13 protein-coding genes are annotated in these 17,209 nt (G+C 67.1%); 9 read left to right on the top strand and 4 right to left on the bottom strand.

All coding sequences use genetic code 11. The features are described 5' to 3' along the window. Positions 1-39: 39 nt before the first annotated feature. From ACQY4Y_RS08030 to ACQY4Y_RS08020, 3 genes are read right to left on the bottom strand one after another with little or no spacing between them, the layout of a single operon-like run. Positions 40-1,329, bottom strand: a complete 1,290-nt coding sequence (locus ACQY4Y_RS08030; RefSeq protein ID WP_428490027.1) for an adenylosuccinate synthase — start codon at positions 1,327-1,329, stop codon at positions 40-42. A gap of 5 nt (positions 1,330-1,334) precedes the next feature. Further along, on the bottom strand, positions 1,335-2,489 hold the full coding sequence (locus tag ACQY4Y_RS08025) for an ATP phosphoribosyltransferase regulatory subunit (RefSeq protein WP_428490026.1): 1,155 nt from the start codon (positions 2,487-2,489) through the stop codon (positions 1,335-1,337). 53 nt (positions 2,490-2,542) lie between these two features. Then, positions 2,543-2,740, bottom strand: coding sequence for a DUF2283 domain-containing protein (locus ACQY4Y_RS08020; protein ID WP_428490025.1), 198 nt, complete (start codon positions 2,738-2,740; stop codon positions 2,543-2,545). Positions 2,741-3,246: 506 nt separating this feature from the next. Between ACQY4Y_RS08020 and ACQY4Y_RS08015 the strand changes: the two genes are divergently transcribed. From ACQY4Y_RS08015 to ACQY4Y_RS07985, 7 genes are all read left to right on the top strand, one after another. Further along, a complete protein-coding gene (locus ACQY4Y_RS08015; protein ID WP_428490024.1) occupies positions 3,247-4,749 on the top strand; it encodes an MBOAT family O-acyltransferase in 1,503 nt (500 codons plus the stop codon). Further along, a complete protein-coding gene (locus tag ACQY4Y_RS08010) occupies positions 4,749-5,711 on the top strand; it encodes a hypothetical protein (protein WP_428490023.1) in 963 nt (320 codons plus the stop codon). The genes ACQY4Y_RS08015 and ACQY4Y_RS08010 overlap by 1 nt, the downstream gene beginning before the upstream one ends. Before the next feature lie 197 nt (positions 5,712-5,908). Then, complete coding sequence (gene htpG, locus ACQY4Y_RS08005; RefSeq protein ID WP_428490022.1) at positions 5,909-7,729, top strand: molecular chaperone HtpG; 1,821 nt, start codon at positions 5,909-5,911, stop codon at positions 7,727-7,729. A gap of 100 nt (positions 7,730-7,829) precedes the next feature. Next, on the top strand, positions 7,830-9,209 hold the full coding sequence (locus ACQY4Y_RS08000; protein ID WP_428490021.1) for a leucyl aminopeptidase family protein: 1,380 nt from the start codon (positions 7,830-7,832) through the stop codon (positions 9,207-9,209). A 142-nt stretch (positions 9,210-9,351) separates the two neighbouring features. After that, a complete protein-coding gene (locus ACQY4Y_RS07995; RefSeq protein ID WP_428490020.1) occupies positions 9,352-9,729 on the top strand; it encodes a MarR family transcriptional regulator in 378 nt (125 codons plus the stop codon). 172 nt (positions 9,730-9,901) lie between these two features. After that, entirely contained in the window at positions 9,902-11,071 is a 1,170-nt protein-coding gene (locus tag ACQY4Y_RS07990; protein WP_428490019.1) for a M20 family metallopeptidase, read from the top strand. Positions 11,072-11,366: 295 nt separating this feature from the next. Continuing rightward, on the top strand, positions 11,367-13,412 hold the full coding sequence (locus tag ACQY4Y_RS07985; RefSeq protein WP_428490018.1) for a DUF6600 domain-containing protein: 2,046 nt from the start codon (positions 11,367-11,369) through the stop codon (positions 13,410-13,412). A 65-nt stretch (positions 13,413-13,477) separates the two neighbouring features. On the opposite strand, the gene ACQY4Y_RS07980 is transcribed toward ACQY4Y_RS07985, so the two are convergent. Beyond that, positions 13,478-14,623, bottom strand: a complete 1,146-nt coding sequence (locus tag ACQY4Y_RS07980; protein WP_428490017.1) for an Mrp/NBP35 family ATP-binding protein — start codon at positions 14,621-14,623, stop codon at positions 13,478-13,480. 157 nt (positions 14,624-14,780) lie between these two features. Here ACQY4Y_RS07980 and hflK point away from each other — a divergent pair, with 157 nt between their 5' ends. After that, positions 14,781-16,232: an FtsH protease activity modulator HflK gene (hflK, locus tag ACQY4Y_RS07975; RefSeq protein ID WP_428490016.1), complete on the top strand. Its 1,452-nt coding sequence runs from the start codon at positions 14,781-14,783 to the stop codon at positions 16,230-16,232. Beyond that, a complete protein-coding gene (hflC, locus tag ACQY4Y_RS07970) occupies positions 16,229-17,107 on the top strand; it encodes a protease modulator HflC (RefSeq protein WP_428490015.1) in 879 nt (292 codons plus the stop codon). Before hflK ends, hflC begins: the two co-directional genes overlap by 4 nt. Positions 17,108-17,209: the final 102 nt, after the last annotated feature.

The raw sequence follows: 17,209 nt of genomic DNA, 5'->3' as shown, positions 1-17,209 counted from the left end.
CAAGAGTTAACGCTTTCGGTCCCGGGGGACCGATAGGTACTACCCCTCGAATGGGTCCTTCACCATGATCGTGTCGTCACGCTCCGGGCTGGTGGACAGCAGGGTGACCGGGGCTTCAACCAGTTCCTCGATCCGGCGGACGTATTTGACCGCCTGAGCCGGCAGGTCGGCCCAGGATCGCGCCCCGCGTGAGGAGCCTGACCAGCCCGCCATGGTTTCGTATTGCGGAACCGCCGCCGCCTGGGCACCGGGCGCGGCCGGCAGACGGCGTGAATACTGGCCGTTGACAAGATAGCCGGTGCAGATCTTCAACTCCGCCAGCCCGTCGAGCACATCCAGTTTGGTCAGGGCGATGCCCTGAATGCCGCCGACCTTGATCGCCTGACGCACCAGCGCCGCATCGAACCAGCCGCACCGCCGGCGCCGCCCGGTCACCACGCCGAACTCTTGCCCGCGGTCACCCAGCAGTTGGCCGATATCGTCGCGCAATTCGGTCGGGAATGGCCCCGAACCGACCCGGGTTGAGTAGGCCTTGGCGATACCCAGCACGAAGCCGACCGATCCAGGCCCGACACCGCTGCCCGACGCCGCCGTCGCGGCCACGGTGTTCGACGAGGTGACGAACGGATAGGTGCCGTGATCGACATCCAGCATGACCGCCTGGGCGCCCTCGAACAGGATGCGCTTGCCGCCGCGGCGCGCCTCGTCCAGCCGCTCCCACACCGGTTCGGCGAACGGCAGGATCTGCGGCGCCAGCTTGAGCAGCCCGTCCATCAGGGCATCCTTGGCGAACGGCCCGACACCCAGGCCCTGGAGAAGGGCGTTGTAATGCAACAGCAGCTCATCAAGCTTGGCCGACAGCGTTTCGGGTTCCGCCAGGTCGGCGACCCGGATGGCGCGGCGGGCGACCTTGTCCTCGTAGGCCGGCCCGATGCCGCGGCCCGTAGTGCCGATCTTGCGACCGCCGCGGGCTTCCTCACGCGCCTTGTCGATCGCCGGATGCAGCGGCAGGATCAGCACTGCGTTCTCGGCGATGCGCAGCGTGTCCGGCGTGACGGTCAGGCCTTGCCCGCGCACTCGGGCGATCTCGGCCAGCAAGGCGTCGGGATCGACCACGACCCCATTGCCGATGATGCCCAGCTTGCCGCGCACCAGCCCCGATGGCAGCAAAGACAACTTATAGGTCTCGTTGCCGACGACCAACGTATGCCCGGCATTATGGCCGCCCTGGAACCGCACCACCACGTCGGCTCGGCTGGCCAGCCAGTCGACCACCTTTCCCTTGCCCTCGTCGCCCCATTGGGCGCCGATCACGGCGACATTGGCCATTGTGCTCAGCCTTTAGAGTGAAGCAGCGCGGCCGTTCCGGCTCGCAGGATGTGAGAGCAACCTAGCCGGGTCGCCTCGGCGGTATCATCGGCAACCGGCGCCAGCGACGCAACGGTGGCGAACCCATCGGTGCGAAGAGCGGCCATAACCTGGCGATCGGCGCCGAATGGCACGAAGACCCGAGGCCGCGCCTGACGCGAGGGGGCCACGCGCAGGATCGCGTCCGGATACAGCGTCAGGCCGGTGGCCGGTTCGGCGTCACCGCAGACATAGCGTCCGCCGCGGCCGAGTTCTTCATGGCGTCCCGGTGCATACACAGTCACCGACACGCCGGTCTCGTAGCGGAAGCCGCGAAACTCCACCGGATCGACCGTCAGGCGGAGCGTCGGTGCCCCCGCCCGGATCGCCGCGACGGTGTCCGCCGCCCGCTCCGCCAGGGTTCCCGCGAGGTTCGCCAGTTTGGCGTCGGCCAGCGCGGCAAGGGCGCGGTCGGCCGGTCCGGCCGCCAGCAGCAGATCGGTCAGCACCGGGGCGAGCCGGCCGCCGTGGCGCGTGACCGCCGCGGCGTCCTTGCGGTCCAACGCCTTGGACAGCGCCGCGCGGTCCGCACCGGCCAGCCCGGCATCGTCCAGCAGCGAGGGCACCAGCATCGGCAGCGTAAGGTCGAAGCTGACCCGGGTCAGGCCAACCGCCGCGAGCGCCTCGGCGGCGACCAGTACCGTTTCGGCGTCGGCCTGCGGGCTGTCGTGGCCGATGAGTTCCACACCGGCCTGTGCCACTTGCCGATCCGGGGCGAGCTGGTAGCCGCGCACCCTCAGACACTGCCCGGCGTACGACAGCCGCAGCGGGCGCGGTGCGGCCCCCAGCCTGGTGGTGGCGATGCGTCCGACCTGCGGTGTGGTGTCCGCGCGGAGCCCCATCATGCGATGGCTGTCGGGGTCCATCAGCCTGAACGTCTGATCCGCCACCGCGACGCCGGACCCGGCGAGCAGGCTGTCCTCAAACTCGAGCAGCGGCGGCTTGACGCGCTGGTAGCCGTGGGCGGCGAATACGGTCATCAGCGCCTCGACCGCCGAGGCCTCGGTCTCAGCATCGGGGGGCAGCAGATCGCGCAGGCCAGCTGGCAGCAGCGCCGGGTTGGGGGGAAGAGCGTCGCTCATTTCCGGAATCAGCTAGCAGCAAACGGCGGAACGGGGAACAGCCGCGCGGTTTGTCACGAGGCCGCCGCAAGCAACCGTTTGACGGGGAGTAACTCAACCCCGATGATCCGTTCCTGCTTGTCATGGTCGAGGATCAGACCCGGGGATATTTCCTCGCTGGTGTCGTATTCCACGCCATCCGGCGCAAAAGAGCTACCGATCGCATCAGCCTCCGGGTCATAGCTGACGCGGTCCTCTGGCTGCTTGATCATCGCTTCGCTCCTCGATCGAAAAAGCTGGACAACACGAGCACATCGGCAGCGTCAGGTCGATGCACAACCCGAAGATTTTGGCCGCGGCTTTCCACGATTGCTTTGAATGAAAGCGTGACCTCGGGCTGTTGAGGATCGGCTGACGTCCAGTCTGACGATAGGACGGTTGCGCCAATCCATGCCTGCTCCAGACCGTATCTGGCCTGGCGCTCCATCGCGTGTCTGGTCCGCCTGATCGCCATGGGTCCTATGTAACATCCATACTTTCGGGCGGACAGGCTGTCGGACGGCCGGTATTGGCGGGCGGAAGTTCGGTGCCGAGCGTGCCCGGGAAGCGGCGTCGTTAACCTTTTCTTTCCGGTTTCCGATTAGGACACAGACCGCAAGACCCGAGGTGGCGGCGGCCCTCAAAGCCCCGCCGCGCCAACCCTGGGTCTTTTGCAAAACCGAACTCGCAGGGGTCGCTGCTCGCCGGTCAGCTCGAAAGTCTTGAGTCACCCCGCACCATGATGTTCCACACCACCCCATTCATTCTTGGCTTCCTGCCGGTCTGCGTGACGGGTTTCTTCGCTCTGGGTCGTCTGCGCGGCCCAGAGTGGGCGCTTTACTGGCTGGTAGCGTGCAGCCTGTTCTTCTACGCCTGGTGGAACCCTGAGCACCTGGTGCTGCTGACCGGCTCGGTCGCGCTGAATTATTCCATTGCGTGGAAGTTGCGGCACGGCACCGCGCGGCGCGCCTGGCTGGCCGCCGGCATCGCGCTTAACCTGGCGTTGCTGGGCTGGTTCAAATACGCCGACTTTCTGCTGCATATCGTTGCGCCGAACGCGCCGGCGCTGCACATCACCCTGCCGCTGGCGATCAGCTTCTTCACCTTCCAGCAGATCATGTTCCTGGTGGATACCGCCGGGCCAAGCCTCGCCGCCGAACCCGGCCAGCCGCCCCGGGATCGAGGCGACAGTCTTCCGGGCCTGCTGCACTACAGCGCTTTCGTCACCTTCTTCCCGCACCTGATCGCCGGGCCGATCGTCCGGCCGTCGGAGATCATTCCGCAACTCGGCGCGGCCGGGCTGGGGCGTCCCCGCATCGACAACATCGCCGACGGCCTGCTGATCTTCCTGCTGGGGCTGGGCAAGAAACTGGTGCTGGCCGACATGTTCGGCGGCTTCGCCGACATCGGATTCAACGCCGCGGCGCATGGCGCGACGCTGACGTTCTTCGAGGCGTGGTACGCCACCCTGTCCTACGCGCTGCAGATCTACTTCGATTTCTCGGGCTATTCCGACATGGCCATCGGCCTGGCCCGGATGCTGAACATCCGCTTCCCGCTAAACTTCGATAGTCCATACCAGGCCACCAACATTGCTGATTTCTGGCGTCGCTGGCACATCACCCTGGGCGGCTTCCTGCGCGATTACCTCTATATCCCGCTCGGCGGCAGCCGCGCCGGGACGTTGCGCCGGTGCGGCAACCTGATGACCACCATGCTGCTCTGCGGCCTTTGGCACGGGGCGGCGTGGAATTTCGTCATCTGGGGCGGGCTGCACGGGTTCTTCTTGGTCGTCCATGCCCAATACCGCCGGGCCCAATACCGCTGGCTGTTCCGCCCGCTGCCCGCCATGTTCGGCCAAGCCCTTACGCTGTTTGTGGTGATCCTCGCCTGGGTGCCGTTTCGTGCCGGGTCGATACACGACACTTGGGTCGTGCTGCGCGGCATGGCGGGTCTCGACGGCGTCACCCTGCCCAGGATGATCGTCTCGGCGATGCCGCCACTGGCGGCGTTGGCTGATCCGGTCAGCGTGATGCCGTTCCTCGGCGACGCCCGCACCCTGAGCTTCCCGGAACTCTCCGCCTGCCTGCTGCTTGGCTGGTTGATCGTGCTGGCGATGCCGAACTTGCACCGCATGACCGGCCACGCCCGCCATTGGTGCCTGACCAGCAGCTTCGCCTTGTCGGTGCAGGCGCTGTTTTTCGCGCCCCACGTCGCGCCGTTCCTGTATTTCCAATTCTGATGGGCCGCCTCCTGCTCGCGTGCGCGGCCTCGCTGGCGCTTTATTTCAGCGCCTTTACCTGGCTGCTAGACCGGCCGCTGACGCTTGGCGCGCTGCGCGCCCGCATCGAGGCGAACATCGCCCTGGGCGAGGCCATCCAGCAGCCGAAACTGGTCATCCTGGCCGGATCGAACGGCCCGTATTCACACCGCTGCGAGACCATCGGACCGATCATCGGACGGCCCTGCATCAACGCCGGGGTCGCGGTCGGCGTCGGGCTGGATTATCTTTTCACCCGGTGGAAGAAGCTGCTGCATCCCGGCGACATGGTCTACCTGCCGCTGGAGGAGGCCCAGTACGTGCGCCCGCGCGCCACCACCGAGCTGGGCCCGGACGCCAGCATCATGCTGCGTCACGACCGCGCCACGCTGGCGACCTTGCCGCCTCGGCGCCGGATCGCCGCGCTGTTCGCCGGCGACCTGCGCGGGGTGATCATGAGCCTGATCGAAACCGCACTGACCGACGACGGCTTCCATGACCCGCGTGTCGCGGCCGAGGGCGGCACCAACGCCTGGGGCGATCACGTCGGCCATACCGTCGCGCTGGCCGCGCTCAACAGGGCCGCGCTGGCCGCGATCACTCCGGTTCACCCGACCGCCGCCGAGATCCGCGACGGCTACGGCAGCGACCTGGTCGCCGGTTTCCTCGATTGGGCCGACCGCAGCGGCGTGCGCGCGATCGGCGGCCTGCCCACCGGCTTTGCCGACTCGCCGATCGCGGACGACAGCCTGGCGGCGATCCGCGCGATCTACCGCGACCACGGCGCCAGCTTCGTGGAACTGCCGAACCACAGCCGCTACCCGAGGTCGGCGTTTTTCGACACCCAGGACCACCTGAACGAGGCGGCTCAGATCCGCCACTCCTTCGCCATCGCCAAAGCCCTGTCGCGCCTGACTGAGCAGCAACAGGCGCGCTCGCGGTAACCAGCCGACAGCGGTGGCGGGGAACTCCTGCCGCCATTGCCGGGGCAGCGCCGCGTGCCGATCCGGGTTAGACTGCGACATGCCGGGGCGGCCGCCGACGCTTCGGCAAGCACTGGTCGGCAAACCGGACTAAGATGCGCCGACGCATTGAAACCGGCGGACAGCGATGGCATATCGCGCGCGCAAGGAGGGTACGCATGGACGACACCGTTGTAGAGCAACACGCATTTGGCGCCGAGGTCGGCCGACTGCTCGACCTGGTGGTGCATTCGCTCTATTCCGAGCGCGAGATATTTCTGCGGGAACTGGTGGCCAATGCGGCGGACGCGGTGGATCGCCGGCGTTTCGAGGCGCTGACCGATCCCAGCCTGGCGCCGCCGCCGGATGCCAAGATCCGCGTGGTGCCCGACAAGCAGGGCAGCACGCTGCTGATCTCGGACGACGGCATTGGCATGACGCGGCAGGAGATGATCGACAACCTGGGCACCATCGCCCGGTCCGGCACCCGCGCGTTCGCGCAGAACCTGGCGACCGCCAAGCCGGAGGATCGCCCGAACCTGATCGGCCAGTTCGGGGTCGGCTTCTATTCGGCGTTCATGGTGGCGGACCGGGTCGAGGTCACCTCGCGCAAGGCCGGCAGCGAGGACGCCTTCACCTGGGCATCCGAGGGCGCCGGTCAGTTCACCCTGACCCCGGCCAGCCGCGAGCAGCCCGGCACCGACATCGTGCTGCATCTGAAGGCTGACGCGTCGGAATATCTTGAACCGGTGCGACTGGAGACGGTGATCCGCAAATGGGCCGATCACATCACCCTGCCGATCACCGTCGCGCAGGACGGCAAGGACCAGCCGGCCAACGAGGGGACGGCGCTGTGGCGCAAGGCCAAATCCGAAACGACCGAGCAGTCCTACAAGGAATTCTACCGTCATCTCGGGCATTTTTTCGACGATCCCTGGGCCACGCTGCATTGGCGGGCGGAAGGCACGTTGGAGTATTTCTGCCTGCTTTTCATCCCCGGGATGAAACCGTTCGATCCGGTGGACAACGACCGTGACGCGCATGTGCGGCTGCATGTCCGGCGCATGTTCATCACCGACAAGGCCGAACTGCTGCCGCATTGGCTGCGCTTCGTCAGCGGCGTGGTCGACACCGAGGACCTGCCGCTGAACGTTTCGCGGGAGATGCTGCAGACCACGCCGGTGCTGGCACGCATTCGCAAGGCGCTGATCGGGCGGGTACTAGCGGAGCTGAAGACCCGCACCAAGGACGCCGACGACTACAACAAGTTCTGGGAGAATTTCGGCTCGATCCTGAAGGAAGGCGTCTGGGAGGACGCCGAACACCGGCCTGAGATCGCGCCGCTGCTGCGATTCAAGTCCTCGACCCAGGACGGCTGGACTTCGCTGCCGGACTATATTTCGCGCATGCAGGGCGGCCAGGACACGATCTACTATTTGTCCGGTGAACAGGCCGGCGCGCTGAAGACCTCGCCGCAGCTCGAGGGCTTCCGCGCCAAGGGCATCGAAGTGCTGTTGATGGCCGATTCGATCGACTCGTTCTGGCCGGAACGGCTCGACAGTTTCGAGGGCAAGAAGCTGCGCAGCGTTACCCAGGCCGCCGAGGACCTGGGCAAGGGCGATGACCAGCCGGACATTTCCCCGCTGCTGGCGGCGATGAAGTCGGCGCTCGAAAGCAAGGTTTCCGAGGTCCGCTCCACCGCCCGTCTGACCGACAGCGCCGTTGTGCTGGCATCCGACGGCCGTGGCCCGGACCTGGCGATGCAGCGGCTGATGCGACGGGCCGGACGCGCGATGATGCCGTCGAAGCCGGTGCTGGAGGTCAATCCCCGGCACAAGCTGATCGAGGCCTTGTCGGCGAAGTTGAGCAATACCGCGCTGATCGCCGAGGCGGCGGAGACGCTGCTGGATCTGGCGCAGGTGCAAGAGGGCGATCTTCCAGCCGACGCCGCCGCGTTCGCCAGGCGGGTCACCACGCTGTTGGCCGGCAGCCTGGGGTAGTTATCAAGCGCCGCGCGACGGTATCCTCGTTCCAGGTCGACCGCTCAGGTGGCAGAACCGGCCGGTCGCTTATCTGAACTGACATCGAGGAGCATCGCCCATGCTTGACCAGACGCTTGATTTCGTCATCGATACGCCTGACGGCACACGGCCGGTGCACGTGGTGCGGCCCGATGGGCTCGCCAGGTTTTTCGATGCGTTGCCACCGGCGCAGGCCGGTTTTCTGCGCGAAAGCGGGTTCACAGCGAAGCAGGACGAACTCCGGTTGTTGCCTGGCTCCGACGGCGTGGCCGGCGCGGCACTAGGGATCGGCAACGATGCGTCGTTGTTTGTCTATGGTGGCCTGCCGATGCAGTTGCCCGAAACGATTGCCTGGCGTCTGGAACCGGGTGATTACGATCAGGCGGCGGCGACCCTGGGCTACTGTCTGGGCGCCTATCGTTACAGCGGCTTTCGCTCGCCGCGGCGCAAGCCGGCGTCGCTGTTTGTTCCGCACGATCACGAAACGAGCCTGTCGCAGGCATCTGCCGCCTGGATGGTCCGCGACCTGATCAACACCCCGGCCAATGTGCTCGGGCCGGTCGAATTGGCTGAATTCACCGTATCGCTGGCGGAACGCCACGACGCCGATTGCAAGCTGTCGGCCGGCGCCGCTCTAGAGCAGGCCTATCCGACGATTGCCGCGGTCGGGCGTGGATCGGTGCGACCGCCCCAGGTCGTCGGCTTCCACTGGCGCGGCAGCGCCGCCACGGACGACGCGCCGCTGCTGTCGCTTTGCGGCAAGGGCGTTTGTTTCGATACCGGCGGTTACGACCTGAAGCCGTCGGCGGGGATGCTGCGGATGAAAAAGGACATGGGCGGCGCCGCGAGCGTTCTGGGCCTGGCGCGCCTGATCATGCAAGCCGATCTGCCGCTGCGGCTGGCGGTGCGCATCGGCTGCGTGGAAAATTCCGTTTCCGGAACAGCGATGCGGCCATCCGACGTGGTGCGGACGAGGTCCGGCCTGACGGTCGAGATCGGCAACACCGATGCCGAGGGCCGACTGGTGCTGTGTGACCTGCTGGATGAGGCATCGGAAGAGAACCCATCCCTGCTGGTGGATTGCGCAACATTGACCGGCGCCGCGCGCACCGCCCTGGGGCCCGACCTGCCTGCGATGTTCTGCAACGACGACGCAACGGCTGAGGCGCTGTCGCGGCTGGCCGGCGCGGTGCACGATCCGCTGTGGCGGCTGCCATTATGGTCGGGCTACGATGATTGGTTGAAGAGCTCCGTTGCCGATATGAACAACGTGTCATCGAAGCCGATGGCGGGATCCATTGTCGCGGCACTATATCTGCAGCGTTTCATCAAACCTGGGGTGCCGTGGCTACATCTCGATCTTTACGCATGGAACGATCAGTCACGGCCCGGGCGTCCGGAAGGCGGCGAGGCAATGGGAATGCGGGCCCTGTTCGCCTTGGCCAAGCAAAAGTGGTGACCGCACCCGGTGCGCGACATTGTTCTCACACCGTTGTGATTTGGTGTCGAGATCGGAAAATGTAATAAGGTTGACACCGAACTATTTAACAGCGTAACGAGTGATCGTTCGGTTCGCTCCCCGCCCCAGAAAGGATACTGACGTGGCATCTCTTCCCAACCCGGTTTCGGATGCGCAAGTGAGTCTGCTGCGCGATACGGTGGTCGCGCTTGTGCGTCGCGACGGCGCCGACCTGTCGGCTCGCCAACTGGGTGTGTTCCTGACCTGCTACCTGAATGAAGGCGGTCACACGGTCCGCGGCCTTGCCTCGAGCCTGAAGGTGTCGAAGCCGGCGATCACCCGCGCTCTGGATCGTCTGGGCGAACTGGATTTTGCCCGCCGCAAGGTGGATCCGCTGGATCGCCGCAGCGTACTGGTGCAGCGCACGACCAAGGGCTCTGCCTTTTTGCGTGATCTGCGCAATATCATGGCGCATGCCTCCGGGGACTCCAAGAAGTCATCCAGAAAGGTCGCCGCCTGACCGGTTGACCCGGGTTCGATTGGCGCTCCAATGACAGCCGGTGCGCAGCCGGAATGTCCAAAAAGCCACCGGATGGGCCTTTAGCTGGACTGGCCCGTAGCCCGACCGGCCCCTTGTGCCGAGCGGTCATATCAGAGACGCTGTCGCCTCACCGCGATGGAGACCAGGGGCGATGTCCGAGTCCGAAATCACCGCCTGGCTCGGCACCCAGCAAGACGCCATGGTCGCGCTGCTCGGCGACATGGTCGGGATCGACAGCGGCAGTTACGATAAAGCAGGAATCGACGCGGTCGGGGCGGTGATCGGCCGGTTTCTCGAAAGCCATGGACTGGCGGTCGAAACCCTGACGCAAAGTCGCCACGGCGATTGCCTGCGCGCCACGCTTCCGGGTCACGCCGGCGAAGGCAATGCCGGGCGCAACATCGTGCTGATGGGCCACCGCGACACGGTGTTTCCCGATGGCGAAACGACCCGCCGTCCGTTCACCATCCGCGACGGCGTGGCCTATGGTCCCGGCGTCGCCGACATGAAGGCCGGCCTGACGATGAACTGCTTCATCCTCGCCGCCTTCGCCCGCTTCGGAGGCGCCCCCGCCCCGCTGGTCGGCCTGTTCACCGGCGACGAGGAGATCGGGTCCCCGGAAGGCCGCCCGGTGATCGAAGCGGAAGCCCGCCACGCCCGGGTGGTGTTCAACAGCGAGCCGGGCCGCGTGTCGGGCAACGTGGTGACCGGCCGCAAGGGTGGCGTGTTCATGGCCTTCCGCGTCACCGGCAAGGCGGCGCACTCGGGCGGCAACTTCGCCGCCGGGATCAGTGCGATCGAGGAACTGGCCTGCAAGATCCAGGCGATCCACGCACTGACCGACCCGGATCGCGGCATCACCTTGAATGTCGGGCTGGTCAGCGGCGGCCAGAGCGTCAATACCGTCGCCCCCTGGGCCGAGGGCCAGATCGACCTGCGCTACGTCGACCCAGGCGACAAGGACGACATCATGGCGCGCGTCGGCGCGATCATCGACCGCAGCTTCGTTGCCGGCACGCGTGCCGAATTGACGGTGCGGGGCGAATTCCTGCCGCTGACGCAAAGCGCCTCCGCCCGCCGCCTGTTCGACCTCTACGTCAGCGCGGCCGCGGCGTCGGGCTTCCACACCGATGGCGAGTTCACCGGCGGCTGCGCCGATTCGGGCTTCACCGCGGCGGTCGGCGCGCCGACCATCTGTGCCGTCGGCCCGGTCGGCGGCGAGGCCCACAGTCCCGACGAGTTCCTGCGGATCGACAGCCTGGTACCGCGGGCACAGGCCTGCGCCCGGGCAATCATACGTCTGGACCAGGCCGGACTCTGATCCGGTTCGGCCGCTCGCGTGCATTGAAAGAGCGAGCGAGGGCGTAACCATCGCCCTGAGCGGCGAACGATCGCAAACCGGTGACCGGGCGCAAACATTCGTCCCGTCGTGCGTCTCGCGAACTGTGCGCGCGATTCAGCCGAATGGTATCGTATGGCAAGACATTCCAGACTGGCTACGGTTACACTGCCGGTGTTATCGCTTCGCTCGTCATCAGCGCCGCAAATCGGACGTCGTTTTGCCATCGTTTCCGGCAAAGCTCGGTTCCAGTTCCACAGCGATCGGATTCGATACGATGCAACAAAATGGCCGCCTGTTCCGCCTGACCGCAACCGCGGCGCTGACAGCGCTGCTGTGGGATACGACACTGCCACCGCGCGCGCTGGCCCAACCGGCACCCCCGGCGCTGCCGGCACCGGGCCAGGGCCGTCCCGATCTCAATCAGGCCGACCCTCCCGAACGGGTCGGTCGGATTGCCGTCATGACCGGACCGGTCTCGTTCCATAACCCCGGCGACACGCAATGGAGCGCGGCGACCCAGAACTACCCGGTCAGCAGCGGCAATTCGTTCTGGACCGAGGCATCATCCGAGGCGCAACTGGAAGTCTCGGCCAGCCGCATCGCCATGGCCGGCGCCACCGAGTTCGACGTGGCCGCGCTGGACGCCGCCGGATTGCAGGGCGTCGCCACCCAGGGCGAGGTCTATCTTCACCTGCGCGACCTGGGGCCGAATGAGGCGTGGTCGATCCAGACTCCGCGCGGACAGGTCCGGCTGGGTGGTAACGGACGTTACGACATCGTCGCCGGCACCACCGAGCAGCCGACGCTGATCACCGTGCTCGATGGGTCCGCCCAGATCGAAGGGCCCAGCGTGTCGCTGCAGGTGGCCGCCAACCACACCGCCACGATCACCGGGACCGACAGTTTCCAGGGGAGCGCCGGTCCGTTGCTGCGCGACGCGTTCCTGACTGAACGTCTGAATGCGGAACGACCGCCCCCGGCGCCGGTGCCGGCCATCCCGGCCCAGGTCGTCGCGATGCCCGGTGGCAGCGATTTGATCGGCACCGGAAGCTGGAGCCAGGCCCCGGCTTACGGTGAGGTCTGGTACCCGCCGGTGCCGGCCACCTGGGTGCCATACCGTGAGGGCCATTGGGCCTATGTCGCGCCTTGGGGCTGGACCTGGGTCGACGATGCTTCTTGGGGTTTCGCACCGTTCCATTATGGCCGCTGGCTGCGGATCGGCGACCGCTGGGCCTGGACACCCGGCACGGTTGCCGTCGCCAGTCCGCCGGTCTATGCGCCGGCGTTGGTCAGCTTCATCGGTATCGGCGCGGGCGTGGCATTGGGCGCGGCGCTGGCCTCGGGTTCGATCGGCTGGGTGCCGCTCGGCCCGCGCGAGGAATTTCACCCCTGGTATCACGCCTCGAACAATTACATCCGGCAGGTCAACGTATCCCACGTCACTAACATCACCCATCTGACCAGGAACAATAACGTTACGATAAATCAATATATCAACCGAGCGGCGGCGACATCCATCCCGGCCGCCGCGATGACCGCCTCACGCCCGGTGCAGGCGGTGGCTCGGCCGCTGACGGCGCAACAGTTCGCCGCCGCGCGTCCGATCTTTGGGCAGCAACCGCTGCGGCCGGTCGCGACGACCGCCGGGGTCACGCCGGTGGTCGCGCGTCAGTTGAACCTGTCGCCGGCCGCGATGGCGCATCCGGCGCCGGGTCCCGCCGTTCGCGCCCAAGCACCCGGCCGCACCGGCTTCGTCCGCCCAGCCTTGGTGACCGCCGGCGGCAGGCCAGGCGAGCCGGGACGCCCGGGGGGCGTTCGCCCGGCGGACGTCACTGGGCCGGCGCCCGGACATCCCGCCGGGGTCGCACCGATCGAGCCTCGCCCTGGCGAGCCGAATGGGGTCAGACCCGGCGCAATGCCCGGCACGACCCCGGGCGCGCTGCATCCGGTGGGTCCCCATGCGCCATTGGCGCCGAACGTCGCACCTCGGACCGAGGCGCACTCCGCACCGCCGCCACATCCCGGTCCGGCAACGTCCGCTGCCGCGATGCCGCGGGTCGTGACCCCGGGGCAGCCGCTGCGCCCGGCCGCGCCCGCCGTCTCCCATCCCGAGCCGCCGCGGCCAGAGCCGGCGCGCCCGGTTCCAGCGGTGGTGCACCCGGAGCCGCAGCGCGTCGCGCCCCGCGCCGAACCGCCGCGACCCGCGCCGCCGGCGCAGCGTGTTGAACCGCCACGTCCGGCACCGGTCATGGCAAGGCCGGAGCCGCCGCATGCCACCCCGCCCCAAGCTCGGCCAGGGCAGTCACGTCATGAACCGTAGCGCCTTCGGCCACCCCTTTCGGGCAAAGCGCGGGTCAGGCAAAACCCGGGTCAGGCAAAATCCGGTCAATCGATGACGATCCGCGGCCCGCTGGCGCGCGCGGCCGTGGCGTCGGACAGCTTCTCCCACACCCGGGCAGCCAGGGTAGCGTAAGCCTTGGCCGCCTCGCTTTCCGGCGCCGACGCGGCGATCGGGGTGCCGGCGTCCGAGGCGGTCCGAATGTCCAGCAGCAACGGAATCTCGCCAAGAAATTCCGTGCCCAGCCGAACCGCCTCGGCCTTCGCCCCGCCGTGGCCGAAGATATCGGCGCGATGGCCGCAGTTCGGACAGCAGTAGAAGCTCATGTTTTCCACCAGACCGAGGACCGGCACCTTGGTCTTTTCGAACATGCGCACGCCGCGGCGGGCGTCGATCAGGGCGATGTCCTGCGGCGTCGAGACGATCACCGCGCCGGTCAGCGCGACGCGCTGGGCCATGGTCAATTGGGCATCCCCGGTGCCGGGCGGCATGTCCACCACGAGGACGTCGAGCGGCCCCCATTCGACCTGCCCCATCATCTGTTCCAGCGCGCCCATCACCATCGGGCCACGCCAGATCATCGCGGTTTCCTCATCCACCAGGAAGCCGATCGACATGCACGCCAATCCCCACGCCTGCAGCGGGATCATCTTGTCGCCGCGCACTTGTGGCTTGCGGTTCAGCCCGACCATGCGCGGCAGGCTGGGGCCGTAGATATCGGCATCCAGCAGGCCGACCTTGTGGCCCTGCCTGGCCAACGACACCGCCAGATTGACCGCGACGGTGGATTTGCCGACGCCGCCCTTGCCCGACGCGACGGCGACGATCGCCTTCACCTCGGGCAGCAGCAACGCCGGTTTGCCGCCGGGCGCCCGGCGCGCCTGCCCCGCCCCTGGCGCCACTCCAGCGGCGGTCGAGTGGGCCGCCGCGGCAGCCGGGGGCGTCTTATGGGCGGTCAGGATTGCGGTGGCATTGCTTACGCCAGGCTGGCGCATCAGCAGGGCCTCGGCCTCTCGCCGCACCGGCTCCATCGCCGCGGCATGGGCGCGATCGGTCAGCAACGTCGTTTGTACCAGGCCGCCGCGAACCTCGATCGCCTCCACCAGGCCGGCCGTGACGATATCCTGCCCCGAGGCGGGGTCCTTGATCGCCCGCAGCGCGGTGCGCAGAGCCTCGGCGGAAGTCTCGGCCATGGCGATGTGAACCCTCATCTTGCAAAGCTGGGACGGCCGGCGGATAAGCACCGCGCCGTGTGCGCCTGTCCATAACGATATGGCGCGGCATGGCGTTTCCGCCAACGGCTCGCGCAGCCGGCGATTCCATTGGGCGATTCGACAGGAGCCACTCCGGATGTCTTGGAACAACGGCGGTCCCGGACCTTGGGGCAATCCGCCCGGCTCATCTGGCTCTGGCTCGTCTGGCTCTGGCTCTGGCTCGTCTGGCGGAAACGGCGACAAGAAACCGACGCAAGGCCCGTGGGGCAACAAAGGCGGCAATGACGGCGGCGATCGCCCGGACCCGGATCGCGGACCCGGGCGTGGCGGTGACGGCAAGCCAGGAGGGCCACGCGGCCCGCGCCCCGGCGGCCCGTTCGGCAGTGGCGGAGGTCCGTTCGGCGGAGGTCCGTTCGGCGGTGGCGGCGGCCCCGACCTCGACCGCATCATCGCCCAGGCGCAGGGCTTCATCCGCGGCCTGGTGGGTGGTGGGTCCGGCGGGCGGTCCAGCGGCGGTCCGTTCGCCAGCTTCGGCAACGGCCGCGGCCTGGTGTTTCTGCTGCTGCTCGTCGTCGTGGTCTGGTTCGGCAGCGGATTTTACCGCGTGCAGCCCGACGAGCAGGGCGTCGTGATGCGGTTCGGCGCCTACGCGTATTGGACACCCCCCGGCCTGCACTGGCATCTGCCCTGGCCAGTCGAGTCGGTCGAGCTTCCCACCGTCACCCGGATCAACCGCACTGAAATCGGCTACCGCTCGACCCCCAGCAGCGGCAACATCGAGGCCGGTCAACAGGCGCCCAGCCGCCAAGTCCTGGCCGAAAGCCTGATGCTGACCGGCGACGAGAACATCATCGACATCGACGTCGCCATATTCTGGCGGATCAGCGACGCGGCGGCCTTCCTGTTCAATACCGCCAGCCCGGAAACCCTGGTGCGCGCCGTGGCCGAAAGCTCGATGCGGGAGGTGATCGGCCGCTCGCCAATCCAGCCCGTGCTAGGTCCGTTGCGTGGCCAGATCGAGGCTGACGTGCTGAAGCAGACCCAGCAAATCCTCGACCGCTACAAGGCCGGGGTGGAAATCACCCAGGTGCAGTTGCAGAAGGTCGATCCGCCGGCGGCGGTGATCGAAAGTTTCCGCGACGTCCAGCGGGCCAACACCGACGCCGAGAGGATGCGCAACGAAGCCGAATCCTACCGCAATGACATTGTGCCCCGCGCGCGGGGTGAGGCGGCCCGAATCGTCGCTGAGGGCCAGGGCGCGAAGGCCGCCTCGGTGGCTCAGGCGAACGGTCAGGCGCAGCAGTTCGACAGCGTATTGAAAGCCTACCAAAAGGCCAAGGACGTCACCGTGCGCCGGATGTATCTGGACACCATGGAGGACGTGATGGCGCACGCCCAACCGCTGATCGTTGACGACAAGCTGAAGGGACTGGTGCCGTTCCTGCCGCTCAAGGTGCCACCGGCGAAACCCGGCGCCCCGCTCTCGTCCGTCGCGCCCTCGTCCGCCGCGCCCTCGTCCGCCCCGGCCTCGTCTGCCCCGACCTCGTCCGCTCCGGACTCGTCCACCTCCGTCGGAGCCAGTCGATGACCCGCGTCGGCATCGCCGCCATCGCACTTTTGGTCGTGCTGGGCGTCCTGGCCAGCGCCAGCCTGTTCATCGTCACCCAGACCGAGCAGGCCCTGGTGCTGCAATTCGGCAGGGTTGTGCGCCCGATCGAGGACCCCGGCCTGCACGCCAAATGGCCGATCGCGCAGAACGTCATCACCTTCGATAACCGCCTGCTGTCGGTTGAACTGCCGGGCGAGGAAGTCATCCTCGGCGACCAGCGCCGGCTGATCGTCGACACGTTCACCGTGTTTCGCATCACCAACCCGCTGCGCTTCTACCAGGCGATCGGACCGATCGCGGACAACATCGACGGCCGGCTGAATTCGGTGGTTACCGGCAGCCTGCGGCGGGTGCTGGGCAATAACAAGCTGCTCGACGTGCTGTCGGCGGACCGTGAGCACATCATGTCCACCATCCGCGGCCAGGTGAACACCGAGATGGCGAATTTCGGCGTCACCATCGTCGACGTCCGCATCCGGCGCGCCGACCTGCCGAAGGAAAACACCGACGCGATCCTGTCGCGGATGCAATCCGAACGACAGCGGGTCGCCGCCCAGGCCAGAGCCGAGGGCGCCGAGGCGTCGCAAAAGATCAAGGCCGACGCCGAACGCGAGCGCACGGTCTTGCTCGCCGACGCCAGGGCGACCGCCGACAACCTGCGGGGTGAAGGCCAGGGCCAGGCGACCGCGATCTATGCCAAGGCGTTCGGCCAGGATCCGGCATTCTTCTCATTCTGGCGCACCTTGCAGGGCTACCACGATATTTTCGAAAGCGGTACGGCCAGGCTGGTGATCAGCCCGGACAACGATTACCTGCGACTGCTGCAGGCGCCGCCGGCCAGTCCGTTGCCCTAAATTGAATGCAACACGATGCGAATTCGGCGGAACCCCCGCGTGTGTTCCGGTGGATAAATTGCTGGTGTTTCGCTCCAGAGGTTCGTCGCACTTGGCGGCAGA

It is taken from the genome of Rhodopila sp., assembly GCF_965277165.1.
Classification (GTDB): Bacteria; Pseudomonadota; Alphaproteobacteria; order Acetobacterales; family Acetobacteraceae; genus Rhodopila.
The sequence above is the reverse complement of the archived record's forward strand: the minus strand, read 5'-3'. Positions and strand labels throughout refer to the sequence as shown.

Excerpts from the sequence above, each read along its gene's own strand:
- ACQY4Y_RS08030 (WP_428490027.1), bottom strand. The coding sequence starts at position 1,329 with ATGGCCAATGTCGCCGTGATCGGCGCCCAATGGGGCGACGAGGGCAAG.
- ACQY4Y_RS08025 (WP_428490026.1), bottom strand. The coding sequence starts at position 2,489 with ATGAGCGACGCTCTTCCCCCCAACCCGGCGCTGCTGCCAGCTGGCCTG.
- ACQY4Y_RS08020 (WP_428490025.1), bottom strand. The coding sequence starts at position 2,740 with ATGATCAAGCAGCCAGAGGACCGCGTCAGCTATGACCCGGAGGCTGAT.
- ACQY4Y_RS08015 (WP_428490024.1), top strand. The coding sequence starts at position 3,247 with ATGATGTTCCACACCACCCCATTCATTCTTGGCTTCCTGCCGGTCTGC.
- ACQY4Y_RS08010 (WP_428490023.1), top strand. The coding sequence starts at position 4,749 with ATGGGCCGCCTCCTGCTCGCGTGCGCGGCCTCGCTGGCGCTTTATTTC.
- htpG (WP_428490022.1), top strand. The coding sequence starts at position 5,909 with ATGGACGACACCGTTGTAGAGCAACACGCATTTGGCGCCGAGGTCGGC.
- ACQY4Y_RS08000 (WP_428490021.1), top strand. The coding sequence starts at position 7,830 with ATGCTTGACCAGACGCTTGATTTCGTCATCGATACGCCTGACGGCACA.
- ACQY4Y_RS07990 (WP_428490019.1), top strand. The coding sequence starts at position 9,902 with ATGTCCGAGTCCGAAATCACCGCCTGGCTCGGCACCCAGCAAGACGCC.
- ACQY4Y_RS07985 (WP_428490018.1), top strand. The coding sequence starts at position 11,367 with ATGCAACAAAATGGCCGCCTGTTCCGCCTGACCGCAACCGCGGCGCTG.
- ACQY4Y_RS07980 (WP_428490017.1), bottom strand. The coding sequence starts at position 14,623 with ATGGCCGAGACTTCCGCCGAGGCTCTGCGCACCGCGCTGCGGGCGATC.
- hflK (WP_428490016.1), top strand. The coding sequence starts at position 14,781 with ATGTCTTGGAACAACGGCGGTCCCGGACCTTGGGGCAATCCGCCCGGC.
- hflC (WP_428490015.1), top strand. The coding sequence starts at position 16,229 with ATGACCCGCGTCGGCATCGCCGCCATCGCACTTTTGGTCGTGCTGGGC.